The organism is Aeromonas sp. s5 (genome assembly GCF_040907865.1).
Taxonomy (GTDB): Bacteria; Pseudomonadota; Gammaproteobacteria; order Enterobacterales; family Aeromonadaceae; genus Aeromonas; species Aeromonas dhakensis.
This window is the reverse complement of record NZ_JBFOCO010000025.1, coordinates 16,433-43,111: the sequence shown is the minus strand read 5'-3', so window position 1 is coordinate 43,111 and position 26,679 is coordinate 16,433. Positions and strand designations below refer to the sequence as shown.

The window sequence follows — 26,679 nt, the reverse complement described above, 5'->3', positions numbered from 1 at the left end:
AATTTGCCAGAAATCTGCCGGGTTCGAGTCCTGTCCAAGGCCGGAACCGAGCCCGCAACACCCAGGTAAATTGCTGAATTTAAAGCTAAATAACTGGAGGTTGTCTTGAATCACACTGCATTGCTAGTGCTGGAAGATGGAACTGTGTTCAAAGGCGTGTCGATAGGCGCCGAGGGATGTTCCGTTGGTGAAGTGGTTTTCAATACGTCGATGACGGGCTATCAGGAAATCCTCACCGATCCCTCTTATTCCCGTCAGATAGTCACCCTCACTTACCCCCATATAGGCAACACCGGCACCAACAGCGAAGATGAAGAGTCCAGTCAAATCCACGCTCAGGGATTGATCATCCGGGACCTTCCGATACTTGCCTCCAATTTCCGCAATCAGCAATCCCTCTCCGATTACCTCAAATCCCACAACATCGTTGGCATCGCCGACATCGACACCCGCAAGCTGACCCGCATCCTGCGCGAGAAAGGCGCCCAGGCCGGCTGCATTCTGGCCGGGAAACAGGTTGATGAAGCCTATGCCCTCGAACAGGCGCGCGCCTTCCCCGGTCTGAAGGGGATGGACCTGGCCAAAGAGGTCACGGTTGGCGAGGCGTACAACTGGACCGAAGGCAGCTGGCAGCTTGGCAAGGGGCACGTCACCCCGGATGCCGACCAGCTCAAATACCACGTGGTGGCCTACGACTTTGGCGTCAAGCGCAACATCCTGCGCATGCTGGTGGACCGCGGCTGCCGCCTGACCGTGGTGCCGGCCAAGACCCCGGCTGCCGAGGTACTGGCGCTGAACCCGGATGGCATCTTCCTCTCCAACGGCCCAGGTGACCCCGAGCCGTGCGACTACGCCATCGAGGCCATCAAGACCTTCCTTGATACCAACACCCCGGTGTTTGGCATCTGCCTGGGTCACCAGCTGCTGGGTCTCGCCTCCGGTGCCAAGACCGTCAAGATGAAGTTTGGCCACCACGGTGCCAACCACCCGGTGAAGAGCCTGGACGACAACACAGTGATGATCACCGCCCAGAACCACGGCTTCGCGGTGGACGAGAACATCCTGCCGGAGTGCCTGCGCGCCACCCACGTCTCCCTGTTCGATGGGTCCCTGCAGGGCATCCATCGCACCGACCGTCCGGCCTTCAGCTTCCAGGGGCACCCCGAAGCGAGCCCGGGCCCGCACGACTGTGCCGGTCTGTTCGACCACTTTATTGAATTGATTAAGCAGTATCGCGCCTAAGAGGATAAAGAGAGCCATGCCAAAACGTAACGACCTTCAGAGCATCCTGATCCTCGGCGCCGGCCCCATCGTCATCGGCCAGGCCTGCGAATTCGACTACTCCGGCGCCCAGGCGTGCAAGGCCCTGCGCGAGGAGGGCTACCGCGTCATCCTGGTGAACTCCAACCCGGCCACCATCATGACCGACCCGGAGATGGCCGACGCCACCTACATCGAGCCCATCACCTGGGAAGTGGTGCGCGAGATCATCAAGAAAGAGCGCCCGGACGCCATCCTGCCCACCATGGGCGGCCAGACCGCACTGAACTGCGCGCTGGATCTGGAGAAGCACGGCGTGTTGGCCGAATTCGGCGTCGAGATGATCGGTGCCACCGCCGACGCCATCGACAAGGCCGAAGACCGCTCCCGCTTTGACAAGGCGATGCGCAGCATCGGCCTGGAGTGCCCGCGCGCCGGCATCGCCCACAACATGGAAGAAGCCTGGAAAGTGCAGGCCGAAGTGGGCTTCCCCTGCATCATCCGTCCCTCCTTCACCATGGGTGGCTCGGGTGGCGGCATCGCCTACAACACCGAAGAGTTCGTCGAGATCTGCGAGCGCGGTCTGGATCTGTCACCGACCAAAGAGCTGCTCATCGACGAGTCGCTGATCGGCTGGAAAGAGTACGAGATGGAGGTGGTGCGGGATCGCAACGACAACTGCATCATCGTCTGCGCCATCGAGAACTTCGACCCCATGGGCATCCACACCGGTGACTCCATCACGGTCGCGCCGGCCCAGACGCTGACCGACAAGGAGTACCAGATCATGCGCAACGCCTCCATGGCGGTGCTGCGCGAGATCGGCGTCGAGACCGGTGGCTCCAACGTCCAGTTCGGCATCAACCCCAAAGACGGCCGCATGGTCATCATCGAGATGAACCCGCGGGTGTCGCGCTCCTCTGCGCTGGCCTCCAAGGCGACCGGCTTCCCCATCGCCAAGATTGCCGCCAAGCTCGCCATCGGTTACACCCTGGACGAGCTGATGAACGACATCACCGGCGGTCGCACCCCGGCCTCCTTCGAGCCGGCCATCGACTACGTGGTCACCAAGGTACCGCGCTTCAACTTCGAGAAGTTCGCCGGCGCCAACGACCGTCTGACTACCCAGATGAAGTCCGTCGGTGAAGTGATGGCCATCGGCCGCAACTTCCAGGAGTCCCTGCACAAGGCCCTGCGTGGCCTCGAGACCGGCAAGACCGGCTTCGACCCCATGCTGGATCTCAACGCCCCTGACGCCCTGACCCGCATCCGCCACGAGCTGCAGGATGCCGGTAGCGATCGCATCTTCTACATCGCCGACGCCTTCCGCGCCGGTCTCTCCATGGACGGCGTATTCCGCCTGACCAAGATTGACCCCTGGTTCCTGGTGCAGATTGAAGAGCTGGTGAAGCTGGAAGAGCAGGTGAAAGAGCGCGGCATGGCGGGTCTGGATGCCGACTTCCTGCGGGCGCTGAAGCGCAAGGGCTTTGCCGATGCCCGTCTGGCCAAGATCCTCGGCGTGGCCGAAGGTGAAGTGCGTAAATTGCGTGCCCGTCACAACATCTTCCCGGTCTACAAGCGGGTCGATACCTGCGCCGCCGAGTTCGCCACCAACACCGCCTACATGTACTCCAGCTATGACGAGGAGTGTGAGGCCAACCCCACCAACCGCGACAAGATCATGGTCATCGGTGGCGGCCCGAACCGTATCGGTCAGGGCATCGAGTTTGACTACTGCTGCGTACACGCGGCCCTGGCCCTGCGCGAAGACGGTTACGAGACCATCATGGTCAACTGCAACCCGGAAACCGTCTCCACCGACTACGACACCTCGGATCGTCTCTACTTCGAACCGGTTACCCTGGAAGACGTGCTGGAGATCGTGCGGGTCGAGCAGCCCAAGGGCGTCATCGTCCAGTACGGCGGCCAGACTCCGCTCAAGCTTGCGCGAGCATTGGAGGCCAACGGCGTGCCGGTGATTGGCACGAGCCCCGATGCCATCGACCGCGCCGAAGACCGCGAGCGCTTCCAGTCTGCCGTGGAGCGTCTGGGTCTCAAGCAGCCGGAAAACGGCACCGTCACCGCCCTGGAGCAGGCGGTGCTGACCGCCGAGCGCATCACCTACCCGCTGGTGGTTCGCCCCTCCTACGTGCTGGGTGGCCGCGCCATGGAGATCGTCTATGACGAGCAGGACCTGCGCCGCTACTTCGCCGAGGCGGTGAGCGTCTCCAACGAGTCGCCGGTACTGCTGGACCGCTTCCTGGACGATGCCACCGAGGTGGACGTGGACGCCATCTGCGACGGCGTGGATGTGGTCATCGGCGGCATCATGGAGCACATCGAACAGGCCGGCATCCACTCCGGTGACTCCGCCTGCTCCCTGCCGCCCTACACCTTGTCCAAGGCCATTCAGGACGAGATGCGCGAGCAGGTGCGCAAACTGGCGCTGGAGCTTGGCGTAGTGGGCCTGATGAACGTACAGTTCGCGGTGAAAGACAACGAGATCTACCTCATCGAGGTGAACCCCCGTGCCGCCCGTACCGTGCCGTTCGTCTCCAAGGCCACCGGTGCGCCGCTGGCCAAGATCGCCGCCCGCGTCATGGCCGGTCAGAGCCTGAAAGAACAGGGCTTCACCAGCGAGATCATCCCGCCCTACTACTCGGTGAAGGAAGTGGTACTGCCGTTCGCCAAGTTCCCGGGTGTGGACCCGCTGCTGGGCCCGGAGATGCGCTCCACCGGTGAAGTGATGGGGGTGGGCAGCAGCTTCGCCGAGGCGTATGCCAAGGCGCAGCTGGGTGCTGGTCACCAGGTGCCGCGCGAAGGTCGCGCCCTGCTCTCCGTGCGCCACGGCGACAAGGAGCGGGTGGTCAACCTGGCCGCCAAGCTGCTGGAGCTGGGCTATGACCTAGACGCTACTCACGGCACTGCGGTGACCCTGGGTGAGGCGAGCATCAACCCGCGCCTGGTCAACAAGGTACACGAGGGCCGTCCGCACATTCTGGACCGCATCAAGAATGGCGAGTACACCTACATCGTGAACACCGCCGAGGGCCGCCGCGCCATCGAGGACTCCAAGCAGCTGCGCCGTGGCGCCCTGCAGCACAAAGTGGCGTACACCACCACGCTGCACGCGGCGTTCGCCACCTGCATGGCCATCACAGTCGATGCTACCGCCAACGTGAGCTCGGTGCAGGAGCTGCACCAGAAGGTCGAGAGCCAGCTGAAGAGCCGCTAAGAGCGCGTGATGAAGGAGGGACGCCTCCTTCGTGACCCGATAAAACCCCGCCAGCGATGGCGGGGTTTTTTATTGGCCGAAGGCTGCGGGGCAGAGGGGAAAATGCCTGGTCAGGGAACCTGAGGGAGAGAGTCACTCAATAATCAGATAAAACATCACAATGATTGTGCAATAGATGTATTTCATAGCGCTCTTTGCAATCTCTCACCTGCGTCGCCTCTCTATACTGGGTTCTCGTCACAGGAGTCAACGGATCAGATCGTCTGCGCCTGCCGATGCAGGGGCGAACAGATCGGGCCCGCAGCCTTATCGGGTTGTGCGGCCGACCCTTCTTACCGGGAAGGGTCACAGGATACCGGGCGTGGGGTTACCGCCTCGCGACTCGTCAGGGCCGGCGTTACCGCGCCGCCCCGCTTCCCTCTCTTCGTCCCTCTGTCAGCCGCCAGTCAGCCGTTCGTCTATCAGCCAAGGGAATCAGAATATGAGCTTCGATCATCGCAAATACCGCCGTGCCCCCGTCATCAATCTGGCGGATCGCCAGTGGCCCAACCGGGTGCTGGAGCGGGCGCCGCTCTGGTGCGCCGTGGATCTGCGCGACGGCAACCAGGCGCTGGTCGAGCCCATGACGGTGGCCCAGAAGCTGCAGATGTGGGCGCTGATGGTGCACATCGGCTTCAAGCACATCGAGGTTGGCTTTCCGGCAGCCTCCCAGCCCGATTTCGACTTCGTGCGCGAGCTTATCGACCGCAACCTCATCCCCGATGACGTCACCATCCAGGTGCTGGTACAGGCGCGCGAAGATCTGATTGCCCGTACCTTCGAGGCCCTCAAGGGGGCCAAGCGGGCCATCGTCCATGTCTACAACTCGGTCAACCCGACCCAGCGCAACTATGTGTTCAACACAGGTCGCGACGGGGTCAAGGCCATCGCGGTGCAGGGGGCGCGCTGGGTGCGGGAGCATGCGGCCCGCAATCCGGGCACCGAGTGGAGCTTTCAGTACTCGCCGGAGAGTTTCAGCAGCACCGAGGTGGAGTTTGCCGTCGAGGTGTGCGACGCCGTCATCGATGAGTGGCGCAGCGCAGCCCGCCCCATGATCCTGAACCTGCCCGCCACGGTGGAGGTGAGTACCCCCAACGTGTTTGCGGATCAGGTGGAGTGGTTCTGCCGCAATTTGAAGGCGCGGCCCGAGGTGAGCATCTCCATCCACACCCACAACGATCGGGGTTGCGGGGTGGCCGCCGCCGAGCTGGCGGTGCTGGCGGGTGCTGATCGCATCGAGGGCACCCTGCTCGGCAACGGCGAGCGCACCGGCAACATGGATATCGTCACCATGGCCATGAACCTCTACAGCCAGGGGATCGATCCCGAGCTCAACCTCTCCGACATGGATGCCATCGTCGCCACCGTCGGGGCCTGCACCCAGATTGCCCTGCACCCGCGCCACCCCTATGCTGGCGAACTGGTCTACACCGCGTTCTCCGGTAGCCACCAGGACGCCATCCGCAAGTCTCTCGCGGCAGAAAAACCGGATCACTACTGGGACGTGGCTTACCTGCCCATCGATCCTGCCGATCTCGGTCGCAGTTACGAGGCGGTGATCCGCATCAACAGTCAGTCCGGCAAGGGCGGGGTCACCTACCTGCTGGAGCGCGACCTTGGTCTGCAACTGCCACGCTGGCTGCAAATTGACTTCAGCCGCCGGGTTCAGGCCGAGGCCGAAGCCAGCAGCAGCGAAATCAGCCCGGAGCAGATCCGCACCCTGTTCGAGCGCCACTACCTCGAGCCTGCCCACGGCTATCGCATCGGTCGCTTCCAGCTTGGTCGCGACAGCCAGGAGAGTTTGCGCCTCGAGCTGCAGACCCCGACCGGCTCGCTGCAGCTGAGCGGTGAGGGGGAGGGGGCCATCACGGCCCTGGTCAACGGCTGGCAGCGTCAGACCGGGATGCATATCGACGTGCTGGATTACTCCGAGCATGCCCTCACCGCCGGTACCGAGTCCCGCGCGGCGGCCTATGTGCTGCTGAGCGTCGACGGGACCCGCACCTGCGGGGTGGCCATCGGCCGCGACGTGGTCAGCGCCTCCCTGCAGGCGGTGATCAATGGCGCCGCCCAGATAGAGGCGCTGCGCCAGAGCGCCTGATCCTGCTCACCTCTGTCCCGATAGCAGCGCCACCGCAAGGTGGCGTTGTTATTGGTGTCTGCCCGGTTCAACCGGATGGCGGCTGTGGCCGGCGAGGAAGGCATCCACCGCCGACTCGGCGCTGCGGCGCATCTCGGCGGGGCTCGGGATGGTGTCGGCGTAGAGGGCCTCGAAGTGGCGGTTGCCCCGCAGCGCCCCGAGCAGTTGCTCGCAGGCCAGATCGGGATCGTCGAAGTGCAATGTGCCCTGGCTGTCGAGCGCCTTGAGGAAGGTGCCGAGCACGCTCTGGGAGTGGTAGGCGCTGCGCTCGAGGAAGAAGCGGATAAGATCGGGGTCCTTGTGCACCCGGGTCATCACCAGGCGGCACAGCTTGAGACGGCGCGGATCGTAGACAAAGTGCAGGTAGTTGACGGCGAAACTCATCAACTGCTGGCGCGGCGGGCGCGCGTCTGGCAGCGGCAGGGCCAGTGCCTCGCCGGAGGGCTCGGTCAGCTCGGCCACCACGGCCCGCAGCAGCCCCTGCTTGTCGCCGAAGTAGTTGTACAGGGTCAGCTTTGAGCCGCCACAGCGCTCGATCAACTGCGCCATGTTGGTGTTGTCATAGCCCTGCTCCAGAAACAGCTCGATGGCGCTTGCCAGGTAGCGTTGGCGCTTCTCCAGACTCGATGGACGCATAGTTACAGTACTCCTCGGTACATTTTTTATCGTCGGGGGCTTGTCACCGTCCACGACGCTCTCTATGATTTTGTACTGTACGGTACAGTATCATGTGCGGAGTGAAGATGAAAGCGACGATGAAGAAGGGGGCTGTGGCCCTGGTGCTGCTGGGGGCCGTGGCCGGTCTCTATGTTTACCTGATGCCCCGCGCGGGGGAGGTGGTCACCGACAACGCCTACGTGCAGGGGGAGATAGCCCAGATCAGCGCCGAGGTAGCCGGCGTGGTGACCCGGGTTCATGTCGCCGACAACCAGTTCGTGCTTGCCGGCGATCTGTTGGCGGAGGTAGATGCGCGCGACTACCAGGCCCTCAAGACCCAGGCGGAGGGGGCACTGGCCGCCGCCGAGGCGGCGCTGGCCAACGTGCGCGAGCGCATCGCCATGCAGGAGATCGGCATCGGTGAGGCGGCCACGCGTATCGAGGCGGCCCGCGCCGATGCCGAGCTTCAGCGCGCCGAGTGGGCGCGCTATGACAACCTGCTCGGCAAGAAGCTGGTGGCCAAGTCGAGTGCCGACGCCCAGCGCACCCGGATGCGCCAGGCCAACGCCAGCCTGGAGGCGACCCGTCTTGGGCTGGCCAGCGCCAAGCGCCAGCTGGGCTCCCTGCAGACCGAGCGCGCCCAGCGGCTGGCACAGCGGGATCAGGCCCGCGCCGCCCTTGAGCTGGCCAGCCTGAGTCTGGAAGACACCCAGATCCGGGCCCCCATCAGCGGCGTGGTCGGCAATCGCAGCGTGCGCAAGGGGCGTTATGTCACCAAGGGAACCAACCTGCTGGCCATAGTGCCGGTGGACGATGTGTGGGTGGAGGCTAACTACAAGGAGACCCAGATCACCCATATCCAGCCCGGTCAGACGGTGGAGGTGAGGCTCGACAGCTTCCCGGACCGCCCGCTGCGCGGCCACGTGATTGGCGCCTCGCCGGCCACCGGCGCGCGCTTCAGCCTGCTGCCGCCGGACAACGCGACCGGTAACTTCGTGAAGATTGTGCAGCGGGTGCCGGTCAAGATCGCCCTCGACATCCCGAGCTCGCTGCGCGGTCGGGTGGTGCCCGGCCTCTCGGCCGAGGTGGCGATCGCCGTCGGCGGGCGGGGCTGATCATGCTGCGCATACCCCAACTGCTGGTGCTGACCCTGCTGCTCTTGCTGCCCCAGGGGATCACGGGGGAGGTCTACAGCACGGGGGCGGCCGAGATTGCCGGGGCCCTCGGCCTCTCCGGGGATGAGGCGAGCTGGCTCAAGACGCTCAACATGATGGGCCAGCTGATGACGCTGCCGCTGGCGGCCTGGCTGGCGCGCCGGCTGGGTTATCGGAGCATGACCCGGCTGGGCGCCCTGATTGGCCTTGTTGCCGCCCTGCTTGCCTGCCTGTGCCGGCAACCGGCGCCACAGCTACTCGCCTGGTGGGGACACGGGGTGTCGGCCAGTTTGTTGCTGCTGGTGGCCCACGGCCTGGTGCTGCGGGGGCTTGGCTATCGGGCCATCGCCCTGGTCGAGGGGGCCATGCTGCTTGGCGTCGTGCTGATCCCCATGGGGCTCTATCCGCTGCTGCTGGCCCATCTGGCCGAGGAGAGCCTGTGGCACTGGGCCTTCGCGGCGCAGGTGCCGGTGTTCCTGGCGCTGCTCTACTGGACCCGCTTCGGCCCCTGGTTTGCGCGCGGTGAACGCTCACCCCTGCGCTTCAACCTGTTGCAGGCGCTGCTGCTGAGCGGTTTCATCGGCGGCCTGACCTACCTGCTGCTGCGCAGCGAGCGCTTCGACTGGTTTCAGGCTCCCCATCTGGTGACCCTGGGCTGGCTGCTGCTCGGCCTCGGCGGACTGACGGTGCTGGCACTGCGCCGGCGCTGGGGGGGCGGCGCCTACCTGCGCCCCGATCTGCTGGCCGCCCCCTTGTGCAAGGCGGGCATGCTGGATGCGGTGATGGCCGGCTTCGTCATCCTCGGCACCAACCAGCTGGTCACCGTCTACGTCACCCAGGCCATGGGTTACAGCCACGTCGAGCTCGGTCGCATGGAACTGGTGGGGTTTGTCGGCATGCTGGCGGGCTTGCTGATCGCCCTCTACGCCACCACGAACCCGGCGCGAGATCCGGAGAAGGTGATCCCCATCGGCATCGTGCTGATGCTCACCGCCTGCTGTCTGCTCACCGGTCGCAGCGCCGGCAGCGGCTTCGATGACTTCTGGCCGGCGCTGCTGCTCAAGGGGGGGGCCGTCGGTATCCTCAACATCACCCTCACGGTGCACGTGCTGCGCAGCCTGCCGTGGGCCTATCTCGACGAGGGGGTGGCCTGGTTCTACCTGTTCCGTAACCTCGGCTCCCTGCTGGCGGTCGCCCAGTTCTCGCACCTGATGCATCAGGAGACGAGCCAAGCCGTCAACCGGCTGGGGGAGCACTACAACAGCGCCAGCCAGGCCTTCCTCGACTATCAGCAGGCCGCCGCTGCCCTGGGGCAGGAGGCCGCGGTGGCCTTGCTGGCCAAGCCGCTGCACACCCAGGCCATGGCGGTGGCCGGGGTCAACAATGTGCAGTGGTTCCTGTTCACCCTGGCGTTTCTTATCCCGGTGGTGATTGGCACCATGCGCTGGGCCCACCACAAGTCGCAGCAAGGAGAATAAGGGGTGCACGGGGCGGCGGTGCTCCTCTACAATGGCGCGGTTTGTTTCTCGCGCCGCTCGCCGGCGCCCGACTGGGAGCCCCCGATGACCCGATTGCCACGCCTGCCGCTGGCCACCCTCTCTCTTGCCTTGCTGCTCGCCGGTTGTGCCAGCGAGCCGCCTGCACCGGCCACGCCGTCGACCTCGGGGACCGCGGCGGGGCGTCCCATTCCCAAGGCGATGCAGCCGCAAAAGCCGGCCGACATGAAGAGCCGCATCGTCACCTTCTTGCCGCGCAATGTGGTGGACAAGCCGGGCTGGGCCAACGACGTGGTGACGGCGCTCACCAGCCAGGGGCTGACGGTGAGCGATCACAACGTCTGTACCGTGCTGGCGGTGGCCGAGCAGGAGGCCACCTACCAGGCCGACCCCGTGGTGCCGGGCCTTGGCAAGATAGCCTGGAAGGAGATCAACGCCCGCGCCGGCAAGCTGCTGATCCCTGAGTTTGTGGTGCGCACCGCGCTCTCCATCAAATCCCCCACCGGCAAGACCTACGCCGAGCGCATCGACAAGTTGCGTACCGAGCGGGAGATGAGCGAGATCTTTGAAGACATGATCGGGGAGGTGCCGATGGGCAAGCAGCTTTTTGGCAACATGAACCCGGTGCGTACCGGCGGCCCCATGCAGGTGAGCGTCGCCTTTGCCGAGGCCAACACCCGCGGCTACCCCTATCCGGTCAAGGATTCCATTCGCCACGAGGTGTTCACCCGCCGCGGTGGCATCTGGTTTGGTACCAAGCACATCTTCGGCTACCCGGCCGACTACCCCGACACCCTCTATCGCTTTGCCGACTTCAATGCGGGCTGGTATGCGAGCCGCAATGCCGCCTTCCAGGCCGCAGTGAGCCGGCTGAGTGGCAAGAACCTGGCGCTGGACGGAGATCTCATTCGCTACGACTCCGATCTGCCGGGCAAGACCGAGCTCGCGGTTCATGCCATCGCCGGCCAGCTCAGCATGAGCAAGCAGGCCATCCACCAGAGCCTCAAGCTCGGCGATACTGCCGAATTTGGCCAGAGCGACCTCTATCATCGCGTGTTCACGCTGGCAGACCAGAAAGCGGGCAAACGGCTGCCGCGCGCCATCCTGCCAGGCATCCAGCTGAAAAGCCCCAAGATCACCCGCAACCTCACCACCGCCTGGTTTGCCAAGCGGGTGGATGAGCGCGAGCAGCGCTGCGTGCAGAAGATGGCGACGATCCGCTGATTGCTAAAAGTAACAAAGGCGGCCAATTGGCCGCCTTTGTTACTGAATCTAAAGAGCTTAGAGAAAAATGAAATTTATAGTTAAAAACTATCATCATCTATAGCATCAAATCTTGTATGTCCATCGACCTCAACATCTAGAGAACGATATAGCATTTTATGTATTTTCAATTGCTGCGCTCTCTTAACTTCCCCCCTTGATACAGAGGTTTGGTCTAGAAAAGACCAAATGAATGTACTAAGAGAGCTCATTTTTATCCCTATTGCACCTACATGATAAAGACAGACCAGCATTTTATTCAATACTTCTGTAAGCTTTGTTTCTCCAGTTGTTTCTAAATACTACTTGGATGAGGTGACACATGGGTCATTATTGTTTTGTACGCATAGGTCAGATATGACATTCTCTAAGCGAGCGCCGCTAAGAACAGAGCGAGTAAATGTATGTGGAAGACCACGTAATATTTCTACGGTATCATCAAAGGATGGGTATATTTCACCCCATTCCTCCTTCAATGACTTTAGTCTTTTTTCAGAGTATTGAGCTTCTGCTGCATATATTGCACGCCATGATACACAATCTCTTCCGTAAGCGGCCTTAAAACATTCATTTATAAATTGCAATACGTCTCGAGGTCTATGTAGTGTTCTCTCAAGAATGAAGTCTGCGGATGTTTGATCTTTCCCTTTTTTGGCAGAGGGAAATATATCATCAAAGGATACCTGCTCTCTTGTATATTGTTTTCGAAAAACCTCATTTATTCTTTTTTCAATAAGCTCTCTTAATTCACCTTTGTCCCAATGGATTTGAAGTATATAGGATTCATACTTCTCCTCTTGAAATCCTGGGCTTCTAGTCATATCAAAAACCAAATCAAGCAGATCTTTTCTCATCGCAGCTATAATCTTTACATTTTGCAAATTTCTAAATGTTTTTATTTCCTCAATAAGTGCTCTAATGAACCTGCATCGCGTTTCAGTATTGGCCCAGTGCTCATCTAGCTGATCTATTAATATATAAAATCTTTTCTGAGGATCACTGAAAGAATGGACTGACAATAGTTCTAGCATTTCGTTTAGTTTTTTGATTTGCAAGCCACTTACAATTTGACTGGCCCGTTGTTTTACTTCGGTCTTCTCCTCATCACTAAGCTTTTTGGCTCCCTGTAAATTAAGGTCGACATTATTATATTTAACTCCCAATGTCGCTTTTGTATCATTTTCAAGTTTTCGCGTGATTACTTTTAAATGTTCGTCGGTGTCTAACCAAAATTTATCCCCCCACTCTCTAAAGTATTCAATGGCTTTCTTCTTTATTTCATCTTTCCTAAATAAATTTGTAATATTGTCAAGGAAGTTTCTGTTATCTAGGTCATTCTTTATGTCGTATATTATTTTAAGTACTTCAACAATCAGAATGTGTCTCCATAGTAATCTATAAAAAAGATCTAAATTTACACCAATAGTATTCATGAATTGAATTATGTCTGAGTATTCAAGGAATCGCACGGAAATATCATTGGGGTCTATCTTTATACTTTTTTCTGCAGTTTGAGATATTTTGTATAGAATTGCACTCTTACCTGCACCAGTCCTTCCTAAAATTATTGATTTTGGGCTGTGCACATTACATAGTTGTTCGATATAGCCTTTATCAATAAAACAAGAATCAAGTAGGCTAGTATCGGTTTCTGCATCTAAATCACCAATCTGCAAATTTTGTCTAATAATAATTTTGTTACTGTTTTTTGCTGTGTTCATCATTCATACCTATTAAAAAGTTATGAAATGCCGCTAAATACAGCTTTCATGGCGACGGTAAAGTGCGTTTGCATATAGGGTATTCACTGCATCCCCAGAACTGGTTTCCCCTTGTTGTTATCCCCGACAGGTGGTGTACAGCACTATGGGGTTGCCGCAGCAGGCAAGGGCGTTCTCTTTTTATACAGGGTCATCTGGCAATGTTAAATCACTCAATGATGAAAAAGTGCGAGCGGGATCAAGCGGTTGGTAGCGACAGCCTGGCGTAGGGAGCCGCGTTGAGGGAGGCCCCTGTGCTATGCGATGAAAACTGGTTAGGATTGCCACCCTTTGTAAAGCAAGAGCGGGTTGCCTGCTGGCAACCCGTTTACCTTGTGCCACGGCAATACCATATGAACCGGGAAGGAAGTCATCATGACAAACACCATACTCTTTAGCCTGCTGCTCGCTGGCTCTGCCGCGAGTGCGACGGAATTGACCGTGCAGCCACTGTCAGCGCAAAGCCGTTACATCGAGATCCCTGCCCAGGGTGGCCCCGTGTGGCAGTTCGAAAGAGAGGGGGAGCGGGTGAAGGTGACACGCGATAGTCAGGACGCGGGTGTCTACCACATCACCATCTTGCAGCTGGGCAAGAGTGGCGAGCGGCGCGAGCTCAGCAATCAGGTCTTCCTCTCTCCGGGGCCGGCAAAAGTGATAGGCGGTGTGTCTGATAGCCAGCGGGGCATGACGGTCTATTTGGTGTCCCTGGCCGCCACCTTTGACGAGGAAGGCGGCACAACGCCCTGAGTCAGCAGCGCAGGCAAATAAGTGCAGGGGTTGGCCTGGAGGTGCATCGCCAGCCCGATGTTGTCGCCGTGGAGGCTGGACCCATTGCGGAGCCTGCGGCGCAGGCAAATAAATGCAGGGGCTGGCCTGGAGGTGCATCGCCAGCCCGATGTTGTCGCCGTGGTGGCTGGATCCATGGCGGAGCCAGCGGCGCAGGTAAATAAGTGCAGGGGTTGGCCTGGCGGTGCATCGCCAGCCCGATGCTGTCGCCGTGGAGGCTGGACCCATGGCGGAGCCAGCGGCGCAGGCAGATAAATGCAGGGTTGGCCTAGAAGCTCATCGCCAGCCCGACGCCGTAGCCGCTGGTGTTGTGGCTGAACATATAGCGGGCCACCAGCCGGGTGCGGGTGACGAAGATATCGTACTTGCTGCTGTCGAGCTCCAGCCCGAGGCCGAGGGAGTTGAGTGAGTTGAAGCCGAGCAGGCCGCGCTGCTCGCCCAGGTATTCGGTGCGAGCCCCCTCCAGCACGTAGCGCACGGGTTTGCCCAGCAGCGTCAGACTGCCGATGGGGGCACGGCGGCGCAGATAGAGGCCGAGGTTTTCGGCGTTGGCCTGGCCGGTCACGCTGGCGGCGGTGCCGCCAAAACTCTGCAGGTGCTGATAGGAGTAACGCAGCTCGGCGTCGATGTCCTGAGCGGGGGAGAAGAGCTCGTAGTCCAGCATCATGGCGCCGCCGAGGCCATAGACGTCGAGCCGGCCGCCATCGAGAAAGTCGAGGTTCTTGCCGGTGTACTGACCCAGCAGCCAGTTGCCGATGCGCAGATCGCTCGCCACCGTGCCAAGGGTGACGTTGCCGATGGGGCGCAGCACCAGGTTGCCGCCGTGTCTGTCCCGGTGCAGCCCTATGTCCCAGCCGATCCCGCCGGTGGCCGTCAGGCTGTTCCACTTGGTGGGGAGGGTGCGGCTCTCGCTGCCGTTGCTGATCACGAACTGGGGGTCGTAGCGGCTGAATCCCAGGGTCCCTTCCAGATAAACCGGCACGCTCTCGCTCATGGTGGCTCCGCCGCCGACCTGGGTCATGTTGAGGGCCGAGGATTGATTGGTGCCGCTGCCGATGTTGATGTTGCTGGCGGTGATGTCGGGCACCACGGTAAAGGTCATCAGGGAGACCACCGCATTGGCGCGCTGTTGCACCCGCGACTCCTCCTCGGCCATGGCCGGCTGGCCGAGGCCAAGCAGCGGGGTGAGCAGCAGGGCGCTGCGCAGCGGGTGAACGAGTGGTATGAGCATGGCGGGCTCCGTGACGCCTCTTGCGCTGAGGCACGGTTACACTGTAGCGATTTTTGGCTGGCTTGGCAGCTCATATGCCGAGTCGAATGAACCTTTCCAGGCGACGTTTTCTCCCCGCGGCGAAGGGCTGAGCACCCTGGCGAGGTTTTTCGCACACAAGGCGGATGGCGAGGCAAAATCCATTAAACTCAATGGGTCACCTGTTCGGGAGTGTGGGTAAAGATGAAGATCAGCCGCAAGATTACGCTGACCATAGTGCTGACGCTGCTGCTGTTGCTGGGGGTCGGCTATGTCGGCCTCCATTATGTGGTGGGCAACAAGTTCGGCGAGCTGGAGCGCCTGAGCGTGGAGCGCAACCGCGAGCGGGTCAGGGCCGTGGTGCAGGCCGAACTGGATCAGCTCACCATCCTGGGGCAGGACTGGTCCGAGTGGGATGACACCTACGCCTACATGGCGAGCCGGGATCCCGCCTATCTGGCGGCCAACCTCAACGCCCGCACCTTCGAGACCCTGGCGGTGGATCTGGTGGCTCTTTATGACGCCGACAAGCAGCCGCAGGTGGCCTTTGCCTATCACGGCGGCAAGCTGCTGGCGCAGACGCCGGACGAGCTCGCGCCGCTCACCGACTATCTGGTGCGCTACGGCAGCCTCAAGCCCAATGGCGGCATCTGGTTCGACGGGGAGCGCTACTACCTGCTGGCCGCCACCCAGATCCTGTCCAGCGAGGGGGAGGGGCCGAGCCGCGGCACCCTGCTGCTGCTCAAGGCTTTCAATACCCGACTGGTTCATCAGCTGCAAAAGCGCACCAATCTGTCGCTCTCGTTTCTCAGTCCGCAGCAGCTGGCTACCAGCCTGGGGGTCACCACCCTGGCCAGGCTCAGGGCCAATGACAGCCTGATCCTGCCGCAGGAGGAGCGGCTGCTCACCCTGGCCCAGATCGATACCCTGCGAGAGGAAGATCCCCTGATCTTTCGCTTCACCCTGCCACGGGATCTGATGCTGGAGGGCAAGGCCGTCGAGCGGCGCATCTTCTGGCTGCTGAGCCTGGGGGTACTGCTGTTTGGTGGCCTGGTGCTGCTGATCCTCAACGGCTATATCGCCGCCCGCCTGCAGCGGTTGAGTGCCAACCTGCGGCTCATCGGCGAGGACGGCGCGGTGCGCCGCCTGCTGGTGGAGGGCAGTGACGAGATCTCCCAGGTGGCCGTCGACTGCAATCGGATGCTCGATCATCTCGACAGTCTGCGCCAGCAGCAGGCCGACAGCGAAGCCCGCCAGAAGCTGCAGCACGGCGCCCTCATTCACCTGGCCAAGAGCGATCTGCTGACCGGCGAGGATCCGGGCCAGGCCGCCCGCCACATCAACGAAGCGATCTGTGCCGGCACCGGGGCGGTGCGGGCCAGCGTCTGGTTCAGCGCCGAGGACAGGCAATCCATGTACTGCCAGGATCTCTTCTTCCTGCCCAAGCTCCACCATCAGCAGGGGTTTCACCTGCCCTATGCGCTGATCCAGGGGCGCTACGAATCCTCCAAGCCCGAGCACGAACCCTGTCTCATCCTGCGCGAGCCCTACGATCTGACCCGCTTTGGCGCCATGCTGGCCCAGCTCGGGCTGGAGGGGCTCTCCGGCACCATCCTGATGGCGCCCCTCAAGCACGGGGATGAGCTGCTCGGTTTCATCATCGCCGAGCGGGCCTGGCTGGAGGAGGTCTGGCACCCGGACGAGCTCGCCTTCGTGCTGTCGGTGTGCGATCTCTCGGCCCAGACCCTGCTCACCCTCACCAAGCTGCAGCGGCTCAAATACAGCTGAGTACCTGGATGGTCGGGGCCCGCACGACAGATGCGGGCCTCATTTTTTTAGGGCCCGCAGCCGATTATCTCGTCTATCCGTGACCTGTATTAATTTCTTGTTCACTTGGCCGGGTGTATAACGGGCCACCCTCAGGGAAGAGAGGGGTTGGCGACAGGGGAGGGTCTGCCGCACCGGAGGCCGTCGGGCCACCTCATGAAGTTGATGGGAGTCACCAGATGCAGGAGATGCTGCTTGCCATATGGCAACAGGACTTTGACCAATTGATCCAGATGCAGGCCGTGGGTCTGCTCGTCACCTGCCTGGTGGTGATCCTGTTTCTCGAATCGAGTTTCGTGTTCCTGCCCCTGCCCGGCGATAGCCTGGTGCTGCTGGCCGGCGGCCTGGTGGGCATGGGAGTGCTCGGCCCCGAGGTGACGCTGCTCTACATGCCGCTTGCCGCCGGGCTTGGCAGCCTCATCGCCTACGTGCAGGGCCAGGCGCTGCACGGCACCTCCTTCATGGGCCACGTGGAGCGGATGATACCGGATGGCAGCCTGCCGCGGGCCTCGCGCCTGCTGCACAACTACGGCTTCTGGGCCATGTTCTCCTCCCGCTTCGTGCCGTTCGTGCGGGTGTTGACGCCCATGCTGATGGGGGTCTCGCGCCTGCATCTGCCACGGGTGATGATCGCCAGCTTCGCCAGCGCCTTCCTCTGGGCCCTGGTATTGAGCCTGGTGGGCAAGTTCGTGATGGCGACCCCGGTGTTCGCCCAGCACCACGAGCTGCTGACCAAGTGTCTGCTGGTAACCTCGCTCGGCCTCTTCATCATCGCCATGGCGGCCATCGCCATCCGTCTGCTCAAGCGACCGACCAACCGCATCCGCTAAGGGGGCAGGGGCCTTGCCTCTGTTTCTCCCCTCTTCATGTCATAGCGCCGCCCCCTTTGGCTGGCCGGCGCCCTTCCAATCTGCAAGCAGGTACCTTATGTCATCCCCCGACACCCTGACCCTTCGTCCTCTCGAGCGCGAGGATCTCAAGTTCGTTCATCAGCTCAACAACAACGCCAGCATCATGCGTTACTGGTTCGAGGAGCCTTACGAGGCTTACATGGAGCTGGCCCAGCTCTATGACAAGCACATCCACGACCAGCATGAGCGCCGCTTCATCCTCGAGGTGGCAGGCAGCCAGGTGGGGCTGGTGGAGCTGGTGGACATTCGCAGCATCCATCGCCGCGCCGAATTCCAGATCATCATCGCCCCCGCCCATCAGGGGAAGGGGTATGCCAGGAGCGCAACCCTAAAGGCGATGACGTACGCCTTCAACGTGCTCAACCTGCACAAGCTCTATCTCATCGTCGATCGGGACAACGCCCGGGCCATCCACATCTATCAGGCGCTGGGATTCGAGCCGGAAGGGGAGCTCAAAGAGGAGTTCTTCATCGATGGTCACTACCGTACCGCCATCCGCATGTGCCTGTTTCAGCGCGATTTCCAGGTCAGAAACGGGCGGGAAGGCTAAGCTGGAGCCAGCCCGGACCGGCCCATGGGGGGCGATCCGGGACGCCGTGAAAAGGGACGTTTTTGAGGCAGAATTTGCGCCGCCTATCTGTTACACTTCGCGCCCGCCATTTTCCGGCCACTCTCTGACTTGATGTCAGGCACAGCCGTCGGTGGTCATAGCCGACTTCTTGCTCATGCCGAGCCAACCAGGCCAGCCACAGTCCCGCTGGAACACAGGAACCCATTATGAGATTTGAATCGTTCGATTTTGCCCCCGAGATTTTGCGCGCCATCTCAGAGTGCGGTTATCAGGAGATGACCCCTGTGCAGAGCCAGGCCATCCCGGCCGTGCGCCGTGGCCGCGACCTGCTGGCCAGCGCCCAGACCGGCACCGGCAAGACCGCCGCCTTCGCCCTGCCGATCCTGCAGCGACTGGTGGACAATCCGGCGCCGGTACAGCCTTCCAACGCCCGGGTGCTGATCCTGACCCCGACCCGCGAGCTGGCGGCCCAGGTGGCGAGCAACATCAATGACTTCGCCAAGTATCTGGATATCACCACCCTCACCATCGTTGGTGGCGGCAAGCAGGACGTGCAGGCCAAGCGGTTGAAAGCGGGCGCTCACATTATCGTGGCGACCCCGGGCCGTCTGCTCGAACACCTCACCGCCTGCAACCTGAGCCTCTCCGGGGTCGAGACCCTGGTGCTGGACGAAGCGGACCGCATCCTCGACATGGGCTTCAGTGCCGATGTGCAGAAGATCCTGCAGGCGGTCAACAAGACCCGCCAGAACCTGCTGTTCTCCGCCACCTTCTCCGAGGCGGTGAAGAAGCTGGCCAACCTGATGTTGGACAAGCCGCAGGTGGTGGCCGTCAACAAGCAGAACTCCACTGCCGACACCGTCAGCCACACCGTCTACCCGGTGGAGCAGAAGCGCAAGCGCGAGCTGCTCTCCGAGCTCATCGGCAAGCAGAACTGGCAACAGGTGCTGGTGTTCGCCAGTACCCGCGAGAGCTGCGACGAGCTGGTGGAGGAGCTGAACCTGGATGGCATCAAATCTGCCGTGGTGCACGGCGACAAGGCCCAGGGCAGCCGTCGCCGCGCCCTGCGCGAATTCAGTGAAGGCAAGCTGCGGGTGCTGGTGGCCACCGAAGTGGCCGCCCGCGGGCTGGATATCCCGAACCTCGAGTACGTGGTCAACTATGATCTGCCGTTCCTCGCCGAAGACTATGTGCACCGCATCGGCCGTACCGGTCGCGCCGGCAAGAGCGGCATGGCCATCTCCTTTGTCAGCCGTGAAGAAGAGCGCACCCTGCTGGAGATCGAGGCGGTGATCGGCCAGAAGATCCGCCGCATCATGGTGCCGGGCTACGAGGTAAGCAACCGCGACGATCTGATCAAGCAGTTGCAGGAGCGCCGTCGTTTCGGCAAGCGCCCCCAGCGCGAAGACAACGCCGCCGCCCAGGCCATGGCCGAAGCCAAGCTGCAGGGTCAGCGTCTCAAGCGTCTGGCGGCCGCCAAGAAGCCGCGTCAGCCGAAATAAGGTGCGCAGGCCGCTCTATTGAACCGCAAAGGCGCCACTGGCGCCTTTGCCTTCTCTGTTATCGGTGTTGACCCGTGGTGGTCGACTGAAGGATTGCTTATGACCTCTCCCACCTACAATCAGGCCCTGCTCGAGATGGCCAGCCAGAGCCTGGCCGAACTGGCCCGTACCGCCGAGCAGAAGGCTGGCAAGCGTACCCCGGCGCAAGAGAGCCACTTTCTCTGCAGCTGGATGGCGGAATCCCTCAAGGAGAAGCGCTTCTCCCGGCTGGTGATGGAGGATTTGAAAGAGTGGGTGCAGCTGGGCCGCACCCTGGGGGCCGGCGCCGATCTCAAGGGGTTGCTTGAGCGGATCATTCGCCAGTATGAGCGGGCCACATGCGAACCGCTGCAGCTGGGGAGCAAGCTGGCGGCCCTGCTGGCCGAGCTCGCGGCCGAGGGTTGGTTAGTGATCACCGACAGCGAGGTGAGCGCCAAGCTGCGCCTGCAGTCGGGCGGTCAGCCGAGCCTCATCATCAGTGCCAGCGAATATCAGGACCACATCGAGGCGGGTGAGCTGGTCAAGCCACTCACCCTCTATGTGCGCGGCGACGAGGCCCGACTGGCGCAAGGCGCCTTCACCCACGGCCTGCTGCTGAGCCAGGGCAACAAGAAGACCACCCTGGTCAAGCACCACAAGGCCTACCGGCTGGTGCCGGGCAATGCGCTGCCGGCGCTGGCCCTGCTGGTGGGCCCCTGCAAAGAGTGAGTGCCATTTGTCTGAGACCCCGGCCCGGTGCCGGGGTTTTTTATGGGCGCAATCCGCCGCAGACAAGAGGCAAGGGGGAGGGGCCGCGATTGTTGTCGCAGCAGCGAGGGATGCCTGGCGTTCCCCCTATCCTGGGGGGCGTCACCCATATGGTGGGATGGTCGCAGAAAAAAACTGCTCTAGGGTGGTTGAGCCCCAAAGAGGGCCTTGAAGGAAGCAAACCGCCTGACAAGGCGACACTCAATGAATGAGGAAACATGATGAAAGCGACTCCCATTGCCCTGTTGCTGGCCGGCGTGCTGGCCTCTCCGCTCTGCGCCGCCGGGCTCGATGCCAAGCTCACCCTGGTGGATGGCAGCAGCGACGACGTGCGCGTCAACCTGACCCTGACCAACACCGGGGACAAGCCGGTTCGCCTGCTCAAATGGCAACTGCCGGGCAGCGAGGATGCCCCCCTGTTCCTGGTGGAGCGGGACGGCCAGCAGGTCAGCTATGAGGGGGCCCTGATCAAGCGGGCTGCCCCGACCGACAAGGACTTCCAGCTGCTCAAGGCCGGCCAGAGCCTGACGGTGCAGGCTGAAGTCTCCGGTCTCTACGACATGAGCGCCCAGGGCCAGTACAGCATCCGCTACCTGCTGCCGACGCTGCCACAAGAGGCGAAAGCCGCCAAGGCCAAGCAGGCCCAGGCGAGCGAGTCCAATGCCGTGACCCTGTGGGTGGAAGGGGTGAGCGACGAACGGGTGCTGGCCAAGGCCGCTCCCCTGGTCGAGCCGCAGGCGGTGACCGCCTCGGTCAGTTTCAGCGGCCGCTGCACCAACACCCAGAAGAGCGACATCCTGGCGGCGCTGGATGCCGCCAGCGGCATCACCAACAACTCCAGCAGCTACCTGGCGGTGGACAAGCCGGATGGCCAGCGTTACCGCAGCTGGTTTGGCGCCTATGATGCGTCGCGCTGGGATCAGGCCGAGACCCACTTCAGCAAGATCAAGGATGCCATCGATAACAAGCCGCTCACCTTCGACTGTGGTTGCAAGCAGAGCTACTTTGCCTACGTCTATCCGGATCAGCCCTACAAGGTCTACCTGTGCAAGAGCTTCTGGACCGCACCGGTCAGCGGGACTGACTCCCGTGCCGGCACCATTGTCCACGAGCTGAGCCACTTCAATGTGGTGGCGGGCACCGACGATCTGGGTTACGGTCAGGCCAATGCCCGCAACCTGGCGAAGACGGATCCGGTCAAGGCGCTCAACAACGCCGACAACCACGAGTACTTCGCCGAAAACACGCCGAGCGAAAACTGATTTGCCGACCGGGGGCCGCAAGGCCCCTTTTTGTCCATGTCGTTTGTCACAGGAAGGAGCGACCATGATGACACTCTTGCTCACCACCCTGGCGCTGGCCCCCCTGCAGTGCGAGCTGTCGGTCAAGGCACAAAGCCGGGTCAACGAGCCGCTGCCGCTGGTGATGACCCTGACCAACCGGGGGGAGGGGCCGCTCGAGGTGCTGAGCTGGTTCACGCCGTTCGAAGGCTGGTTTGCCGATGCCATCGATCTCACCCTCGATGAACAGCCGCTGCCCTACAAGGGCCCGCTGGCCAAACGGGGCAACCCGGGCGCCGAGGATTTCTTCCTGCTGGGGGCTGGTCAGCAGAGTCAGGCCGACGCGGATCTGACCCTGGTCTACGATCTCTCCCGGCCCGGCAGCTACCGGCTCAGCTACCGTGCCCAGCCGCTGACCCTGACCCGGGGCGTGGCCCCCCGCTGCCCCGTCATTCACTTCACCCGGCTGCCCGCCTCCTAAGGGCGGCCCCATCCTGTGGAGCCCAGCCCTTAGATGGCATCCGGCCTGCTAAGGGGCGCCAGCAGACCCGTTGCACGGGCTGCCACCGCCAGATAACGCTCCGCCAGTAAAGGCCTGGCGAGCCCCTCCCGCCAGCAGCAGTGCACCAGCTTGATCACATGATCGTCGAGGCTCTCCACTGCGCTGGCCAGCACGTTTTGCCACACCAGCTTGCCGGTATCGGGCCAGACCTGCCTTTTCAGTGACGGTGCGCCGACCGTGACATAGGCGGCCGCCACCGCCTGCCACATCAGGGTCTGCCAGCACCCTTGCCATGGCGCGGGCAAATGGCGGGCGACGATGGCGGCGGCGCGACTGCCGGTCACCATGTGCAGCACGGTAAAGTTGCCGGTCTGCCAGTAGAGGGCGAGGGCTGCGTCGGCCAGCTGCACCAGCAGATCCGAGGATGACGGGAGCCCGCCCGGCAATCTCGCCGCCCAGGTCGGCGCATCCGTCACCTGCCGCAGTCGCTCGGTGATCCAGTCGCCCTGCCAGCGCGACCCTTCCCACTGCTGCGCCAGTACGCTCAGCAGGCCGTCGATATCCTGCACCGGTGCTCCCTGCCCGGCCGGCACCCGCAAGGGGTCGCATTGCCAGGCAGCCAGGGCTGCGGCCTGCTCTCCCAGGTGACCATTTTCCAGCGCGCAGGCCAGGCGGATCAGCGGATGAAAGGCGCCACCTGCCGGGGAGAGCCCCTGCTCCAGCAGGTCGCCAAAGGCGGGTAGCCAACCCTCAGCGGCCAGCCGTGCTGCCAACTGCTGACGCAGCCGGACAAACTGCATCTCCTTTTCATCCCCCTGCTGTTGTTCACCCCCCGGCAGGGCATGATTGGCCTGCCAGTGGGCAAAGAAACGCTGCAGCCGTACTGGGCTTGCGCCCATCTCATGCAGGGCGTGCAGCGCCATCGGGCAGTGGTTGGTGGTGCCGCGACCATTGAGGGCAAATGCCTGGTTGGCATCGAGCAGTTGATGAAGATAATGCATAATCATTTGACTCCTTTCATGAGGGGAGACAGGATTGTGCAAGTTAAAGCTAACTTGAGGTCAAGCGTGGCGATGGAACGCAAATGGCTGGCCATCGGCCAGATAGCCAAACGCTCCGGCGTCAAGGCCAGCGCCCTGCGCTTTTACGAGCAGAAGGGGCTGATCCGCAGCGTGCGCAGCGACGGGGGACAGCGGCTCTATCCGCAGGATGTGCTGCGCCGCATCGCCTTCATCCGGGTGGCGCAGGGCATGGGGCTGAGCCTTGGCGAGATAGGCGAGGCCCTGGCCGGCCTGCCCGAGGGGCGCACCCCGGATCGCAGCGACTGGGTCGGGATTGCCGGTCAGTGGCGGGGGCTGCTCGATCGGCGCATCGCGGCCCTGCAGCAGCTCAAGGAGAAGCTCGGCGCCTGTGTCGGCTGTGGTTGCCTCTCCCTCGAGCACTGCGCACTTTACAATCCGGATGATCAGGCCGCCGCCCTTGGCAGCGGCCCTCGCTACCTGCTGGGGGATACGCCCCCGGATGATGAACAGGCAGCCACATGATGAACATCGGGGTCGGCCCAGCCATGCCATGCACCGGGCCGACTCGTTTACACCGTCAAGGAGGAGACATGGCACTGGAACAACTGAAACGGGAGCTGGAGCTGTTTGGCGAGCGGCACGACGGCGCACAACACTCCCGTGGCAGCAAGATGCTCAACATTACCCGCGACACCGGCGAACTGCTGGCGGTGCTGGTCCAGACGAGAGGGGCGCAGGCGGTGCTGGAGATAGGCACCTCCAACGGCTACTCCACCCTCTGGCTGGCTGAAGCGGCGAAACGGCTGGGGGGCCGGGTCACCACCATAGAGCTGGACGAGGGCAAACGGGCCATGGCGGCCGCCAACTTTGAGCGCGCCGGGCTCGACCCCTGGATTGAGCAGCTGGCAGGGGACGCAGGCACCCTGCTGCCCACCCTGCCGAAGGCCGCTTATCAGCTCATCTTCCTCGACTCCGATCGCCGCCACTACCAGGCCTGGTGGCCCGAGATCCTGCGCCTGCTGGCCCCCCGCGGCCTGCTGGTGGTGGACAATGCCGTCTCCCATCGCGAGGAGCTGGCCGAGTGGATGGCAGAGGTGGAGCAGGATCCGGCCTTCGCGACCTCGCTGGTGCCGGTGGGCAAGGGGGAGTGGCTGGTGGTGCGTCTGTAGGAGGGCTGGCATGGAAAACAAGACCATGGAACCAAGAGCGGTGGTGGAGGCCTACTGGCAGGCCATGCAGAGCAATGATTTTGCCAAGGCAGCCCGCTGGCTGTGCGAAGATTTCATCTGCGACTGGCCCCAGTCGGGGGAGCGAATAGAAGGGCGCTGCAACTTCGTCGAGATCAACCGGCGCTATCCGGCGGCCGGTCCCTGGAACTTCGACGTCGTCCGCCTGCTGGAGCAGGGGCGGGAAGTGGTGACCGAGGTGCTGATCACCGATGGCGAGGTGGAGGCCCGTGCCATCACCTTTCACACGGTGCGCGGCAATGCCATCTGGCACCAGACCGAGTTCTGGCCCGATCTCTACGAGGCGCCGCACTGGCGTCGTCACTGGGTCACCACCATACCGCGGGAGCCGCAACCCGCCTGATCCCCTCCGCTGGCGCGCTACCGCCAGCGGAGTCGTTCATGATGTGCCGTGACCATCCCGCCGCCTGCCTCATGTCCCCTTTTTCATGATCTCCAAGCGCCTCCCCGACATGACCTGGCTAGGGTGTTCCCGCTATTGCATCGTGGTTTGCGACAAACATAAAACAACAGCCCCGCATAAGCGGGGCTGTTTGTTAGTTGGTACAGGTCAGGGATGGCGGGTTATACGGCCAGATAGTCCATGATCCCTTCGGCGGCCTTGCGACCCTCGTAGATGGCGGTCACCACCAGATCCGAGCCGCGCACCGCGTCACCACCGGCGAACACCTTGGGGTTGCTGGTCTGGAAGGCGTACTCGGCCTGCTCCGGCGCCTTGATGCGATCCCGGCCGTCGAGCTCGATGCCGTACTCCGCCATCCAGGGCTGGGGGTTGGGCTGGAAGCCGAACGCCATCACCACCGCATCGGCAGCCAACACCTGCTCGGAACCTTCGATCACCACAGGATTGCGGCGGCCGTTGGCATCGGGGGCGCCAAGCTCTGTGCTCACCACCTTGATGCCGCAGGTACGGCCATGGGCGTCCAGCTCCACGCCGATGGGCTGGAGGTTGAACATAAATTCCACCCCCTCCTCCTGGGCGTTCTTCACCTCCCGCTTGGAGCCTGGCATGTTCTCGGCGTCGCGGCGGTAGGCGCAGATCACCCGATCGGCTCCCTGACGGATGGCGGTGCGCACACAGTCCATGGCGGTATCGCCGCCCCCCAGTACCACCACCTGCTTGCCGGCGAAGTCGATGTAATCGGCTTGCGCCTTCTCGAAGCCCAGCAAGCGGTTGGCGTTGGAGATGAGGTAGGGCAGGGCGTCGTAAACCCCCGGCGCAGACTCGTTCTCGAAACCGCCCTTCATATACTTGTAGGTGCCGACCCCAAGGAAGACCGCATCGAACTCGCCAAGCAGGTCGGCGAAGGTGACGTCACGGCCCACTTCGGTCTCGAGGCGGAATTCCACGCCCATCCCCTCGAAGATCTCGCGCCGGCGCTGCATCACTTCCTTTTCCAGCTTGAAGGAGGGGATGCCGAAGGTGAGCAGGCCACCTATCTCCGGATACTTGTCGAACACTACAGGCGTCACGCCATTGCGTGCCAGCACGTCGGCACAGGCAAGGCCCGCGGGGCCCGCACCGATGACGGCTACCCGCTTGCCGGTCTTGACCACCTTGGAGAGATCAGGGCGCCAGCCCATCTCGAAGGCCTTGTCGGTGATGTATTTTTCGATGTTGCCTATGGTCACGGCACCGAATCTGTCGTTGAGGGTGCAGGCACCCTCGCACAGACGATCCTGCGGGCAGACCCGGCCGCACACCTCCGGCAGGCTGTTGGTCTGGTGGGAGAGTTCCACCGCCTCCAGGATGCGCCCCTCGTTGGCCAGCTTCAGCCAGTTGGGGATGTAGTTGTGCACCGGGCACTTCCACTCGCAATAGGGGTTGCCGCAGTCGAGGCAGCGATCCGCCTGCATGCCGACCTGGGCCTGGTTGAAGGACTCGTAGATCTCCACAAACTGGATCTTGCGGATCTTGAGCGGCTTCTTGGGCGGGTCGACCCGCTGGACGTCGATAAACTGGAATACGTTCTGGCTCATAGGGTTCCCTCC

The 26,679-nt window shown here is 62.2% G+C and carries 22 protein-coding genes; 17 read left to right on the top strand and 5 right to left on the bottom strand.

Annotated features, from left to right (window positions below):
• The first annotated feature begins 105 nt into the window (after positions 1–105).
• From carA to leuA, 3 genes are all read left to right on the top strand, one after another.
• Positions 106–1,242 (top strand): glutamine-hydrolyzing carbamoyl-phosphate synthase small subunit, encoded by a 1,137-nt coding sequence (gene carA, locus AB5Y94_RS15445; RefSeq protein WP_368206099.1) that lies wholly within the window; start codon positions 106–108, stop codon positions 1,240–1,242.
• Between the two features lie 16 nt (positions 1,243–1,258).
• On the top strand, positions 1,259–4,495 hold the full coding sequence (carB, locus tag AB5Y94_RS15440; RefSeq protein WP_005302601.1) for a carbamoyl-phosphate synthase large subunit: 3,237 nt from the start codon (positions 1,259–1,261) through the stop codon (positions 4,493–4,495).
• A 481-nt stretch (positions 4,496–4,976) separates the two neighbouring features.
• Positions 4,977–6,635, top strand: coding sequence for a 2-isopropylmalate synthase (gene leuA, locus AB5Y94_RS15435; protein ID WP_124250713.1), 1,659 nt, complete (start codon positions 4,977–4,979; stop codon positions 6,633–6,635).
• 48 nt (positions 6,636–6,683) lie between these two features.
• Here leuA and AB5Y94_RS15430 read toward each other — a convergent pair whose 3' ends face one another.
• Positions 6,684–7,310 carry a TetR/AcrR family transcriptional regulator gene (locus AB5Y94_RS15430; RefSeq protein ID WP_095592459.1) on the bottom strand — a complete coding sequence of 209 codons (627 nt, stop codon included), beginning with the start codon at positions 7,308–7,310 and terminating at the stop codon, positions 6,684–6,686.
• Between the two features lie 107 nt (positions 7,311–7,417).
• Here AB5Y94_RS15430 and AB5Y94_RS15425 point away from each other — a divergent pair, with 107 nt between their 5' ends.
• The 3 genes from AB5Y94_RS15425 (at position 7,418) to AB5Y94_RS15415 (ending at position 11,205) form a co-directional block, all read left to right on the top strand.
• Positions 7,418–8,446, top strand: a complete 1,029-nt coding sequence (locus tag AB5Y94_RS15425) for an HlyD family secretion protein (RefSeq protein WP_005302596.1) — start codon at positions 7,418–7,420, stop codon at positions 8,444–8,446.
• A gap of 2 nt (positions 8,447–8,448) precedes the next feature.
• Positions 8,449–9,963, top strand: a complete 1,515-nt coding sequence (locus AB5Y94_RS15420) for an MFS transporter (protein ID WP_368206096.1) — start codon at positions 8,449–8,451, stop codon at positions 9,961–9,963.
• 84 nt (positions 9,964–10,047) lie between these two features.
• Positions 10,048–11,205, top strand: a complete 1,158-nt coding sequence (locus AB5Y94_RS15415; RefSeq protein ID WP_368206094.1) for a DUF1615 domain-containing protein — start codon at positions 10,048–10,050, stop codon at positions 11,203–11,205.
• Positions 11,206–11,546: 341 nt separating this feature from the next.
• Here AB5Y94_RS15415 and AB5Y94_RS15410 read toward each other — a convergent pair whose 3' ends face one another.
• On the bottom strand, positions 11,547–12,965 hold the full coding sequence (locus tag AB5Y94_RS15410; protein WP_368206093.1) for a DNA repair ATPase: 1,419 nt from the start codon (positions 12,963–12,965) through the stop codon (positions 11,547–11,549).
• Positions 12,966–13,379: 414 nt separating this feature from the next.
• Here AB5Y94_RS15410 and AB5Y94_RS15405 point away from each other — a divergent pair, with 414 nt between their 5' ends.
• Positions 13,380–13,751 carry a hypothetical protein gene (locus AB5Y94_RS15405; protein ID WP_368206091.1) on the top strand — a complete coding sequence of 124 codons (372 nt, stop codon included), beginning with the start codon at positions 13,380–13,382 and terminating at the stop codon, positions 13,749–13,751.
• A gap of 307 nt (positions 13,752–14,058) precedes the next feature.
• Here AB5Y94_RS15405 and AB5Y94_RS15400 read toward each other — a convergent pair whose 3' ends face one another.
• The gene (locus AB5Y94_RS15400) at positions 14,059–15,021 is read right to left on the bottom strand and encodes an autotransporter domain-containing protein (protein ID WP_010633558.1); all 963 of its coding nucleotides are present in this window, start codon (positions 15,019–15,021) and stop codon (positions 14,059–14,061) included.
• 222 nt (positions 15,022–15,243) lie between these two features.
• On the opposite strand from AB5Y94_RS15400, the gene AB5Y94_RS15395 reads away from it, so the two are divergent.
• The 7 genes from AB5Y94_RS15395 (at position 15,244) to AB5Y94_RS15365 (ending at position 22,397) form a co-directional block, all read left to right on the top strand.
• Entirely contained in the window at positions 15,244–16,827 is a 1,584-nt protein-coding gene (locus AB5Y94_RS15395) for a CHASE4 domain-containing protein (RefSeq protein ID WP_368206089.1), read from the top strand.
• Between the two features lie 218 nt (positions 16,828–17,045).
• The gene (locus AB5Y94_RS15390; RefSeq protein WP_005302578.1) at positions 17,046–17,696 is read left to right on the top strand and encodes a DedA family protein; all 651 of its coding nucleotides are present in this window, start codon (positions 17,046–17,048) and stop codon (positions 17,694–17,696) included.
• A 97-nt stretch (positions 17,697–17,793) separates the two neighbouring features.
• Positions 17,794–18,327: a spermidine N1-acetyltransferase gene (speG, locus tag AB5Y94_RS15385; RefSeq protein ID WP_279484153.1), complete on the top strand. Its 534-nt coding sequence runs from the start codon at positions 17,794–17,796 to the stop codon at positions 18,325–18,327.
• A 227-nt stretch (positions 18,328–18,554) separates the two neighbouring features.
• Positions 18,555–19,850: a DEAD/DEAH box helicase gene (locus tag AB5Y94_RS15380; RefSeq protein WP_176452816.1), complete on the top strand. Its 1,296-nt coding sequence runs from the start codon at positions 18,555–18,557 to the stop codon at positions 19,848–19,850.
• Between the two features lie 99 nt (positions 19,851–19,949).
• A complete protein-coding gene (locus tag AB5Y94_RS15375) occupies positions 19,950–20,597 on the top strand; it encodes a DUF2913 family protein (RefSeq protein WP_268010551.1) in 648 nt (215 codons plus the stop codon).
• 257 nt (positions 20,598–20,854) lie between these two features.
• Positions 20,855–21,898, top strand: coding sequence for a M35 family metallo-endopeptidase (locus tag AB5Y94_RS15370; protein ID WP_019840285.1), 1,044 nt, complete (start codon positions 20,855–20,857; stop codon positions 21,896–21,898).
• A gap of 64 nt (positions 21,899–21,962) precedes the next feature.
• The gene (locus AB5Y94_RS15365; RefSeq protein WP_005302566.1) at positions 21,963–22,397 is read left to right on the top strand and encodes a hypothetical protein; all 435 of its coding nucleotides are present in this window, start codon (positions 21,963–21,965) and stop codon (positions 22,395–22,397) included.
• 29 nt (positions 22,398–22,426) lie between these two features.
• On the opposite strand, the gene AB5Y94_RS15360 is transcribed toward AB5Y94_RS15365, so the two are convergent.
• On the bottom strand, positions 22,427–23,425 hold the full coding sequence (locus AB5Y94_RS15360; RefSeq protein ID WP_368206086.1) for a questin oxidase family protein: 999 nt from the start codon (positions 23,423–23,425) through the stop codon (positions 22,427–22,429).
• A gap of 66 nt (positions 23,426–23,491) precedes the next feature.
• On the opposite strand from AB5Y94_RS15360, the gene soxR reads away from it, so the two are divergent.
• The 3 genes from soxR to AB5Y94_RS15345 all read left to right on the top strand — a co-directional run bounded on the left by soxR (position 23,492) and on the right by AB5Y94_RS15345 (position 25,030).
• A complete protein-coding gene (gene soxR, locus AB5Y94_RS15355) occupies positions 23,492–23,962 on the top strand; it encodes a redox-sensitive transcriptional activator SoxR (RefSeq protein WP_368206084.1) in 471 nt (156 codons plus the stop codon).
• 68 nt (positions 23,963–24,030) lie between these two features.
• A complete protein-coding gene (locus AB5Y94_RS15350) occupies positions 24,031–24,609 on the top strand; it encodes an O-methyltransferase (protein ID WP_139399388.1) in 579 nt (192 codons plus the stop codon).
• 10 nt (positions 24,610–24,619) lie between these two features.
• Positions 24,620–25,030: a nuclear transport factor 2 family protein gene (locus AB5Y94_RS15345; RefSeq protein WP_005302558.1), complete on the top strand. Its 411-nt coding sequence runs from the start codon at positions 24,620–24,622 to the stop codon at positions 25,028–25,030.
• Positions 25,031–25,251: 221 nt separating this feature from the next.
• Here AB5Y94_RS15345 and AB5Y94_RS15340 read toward each other — a convergent pair whose 3' ends face one another.
• Complete coding sequence (locus tag AB5Y94_RS15340; protein WP_126881554.1) at positions 25,252–26,667, bottom strand: FAD-dependent oxidoreductase; 1,416 nt, start codon at positions 26,665–26,667, stop codon at positions 25,252–25,254.
• Positions 26,668–26,679 lie beyond the last annotated feature (12 nt).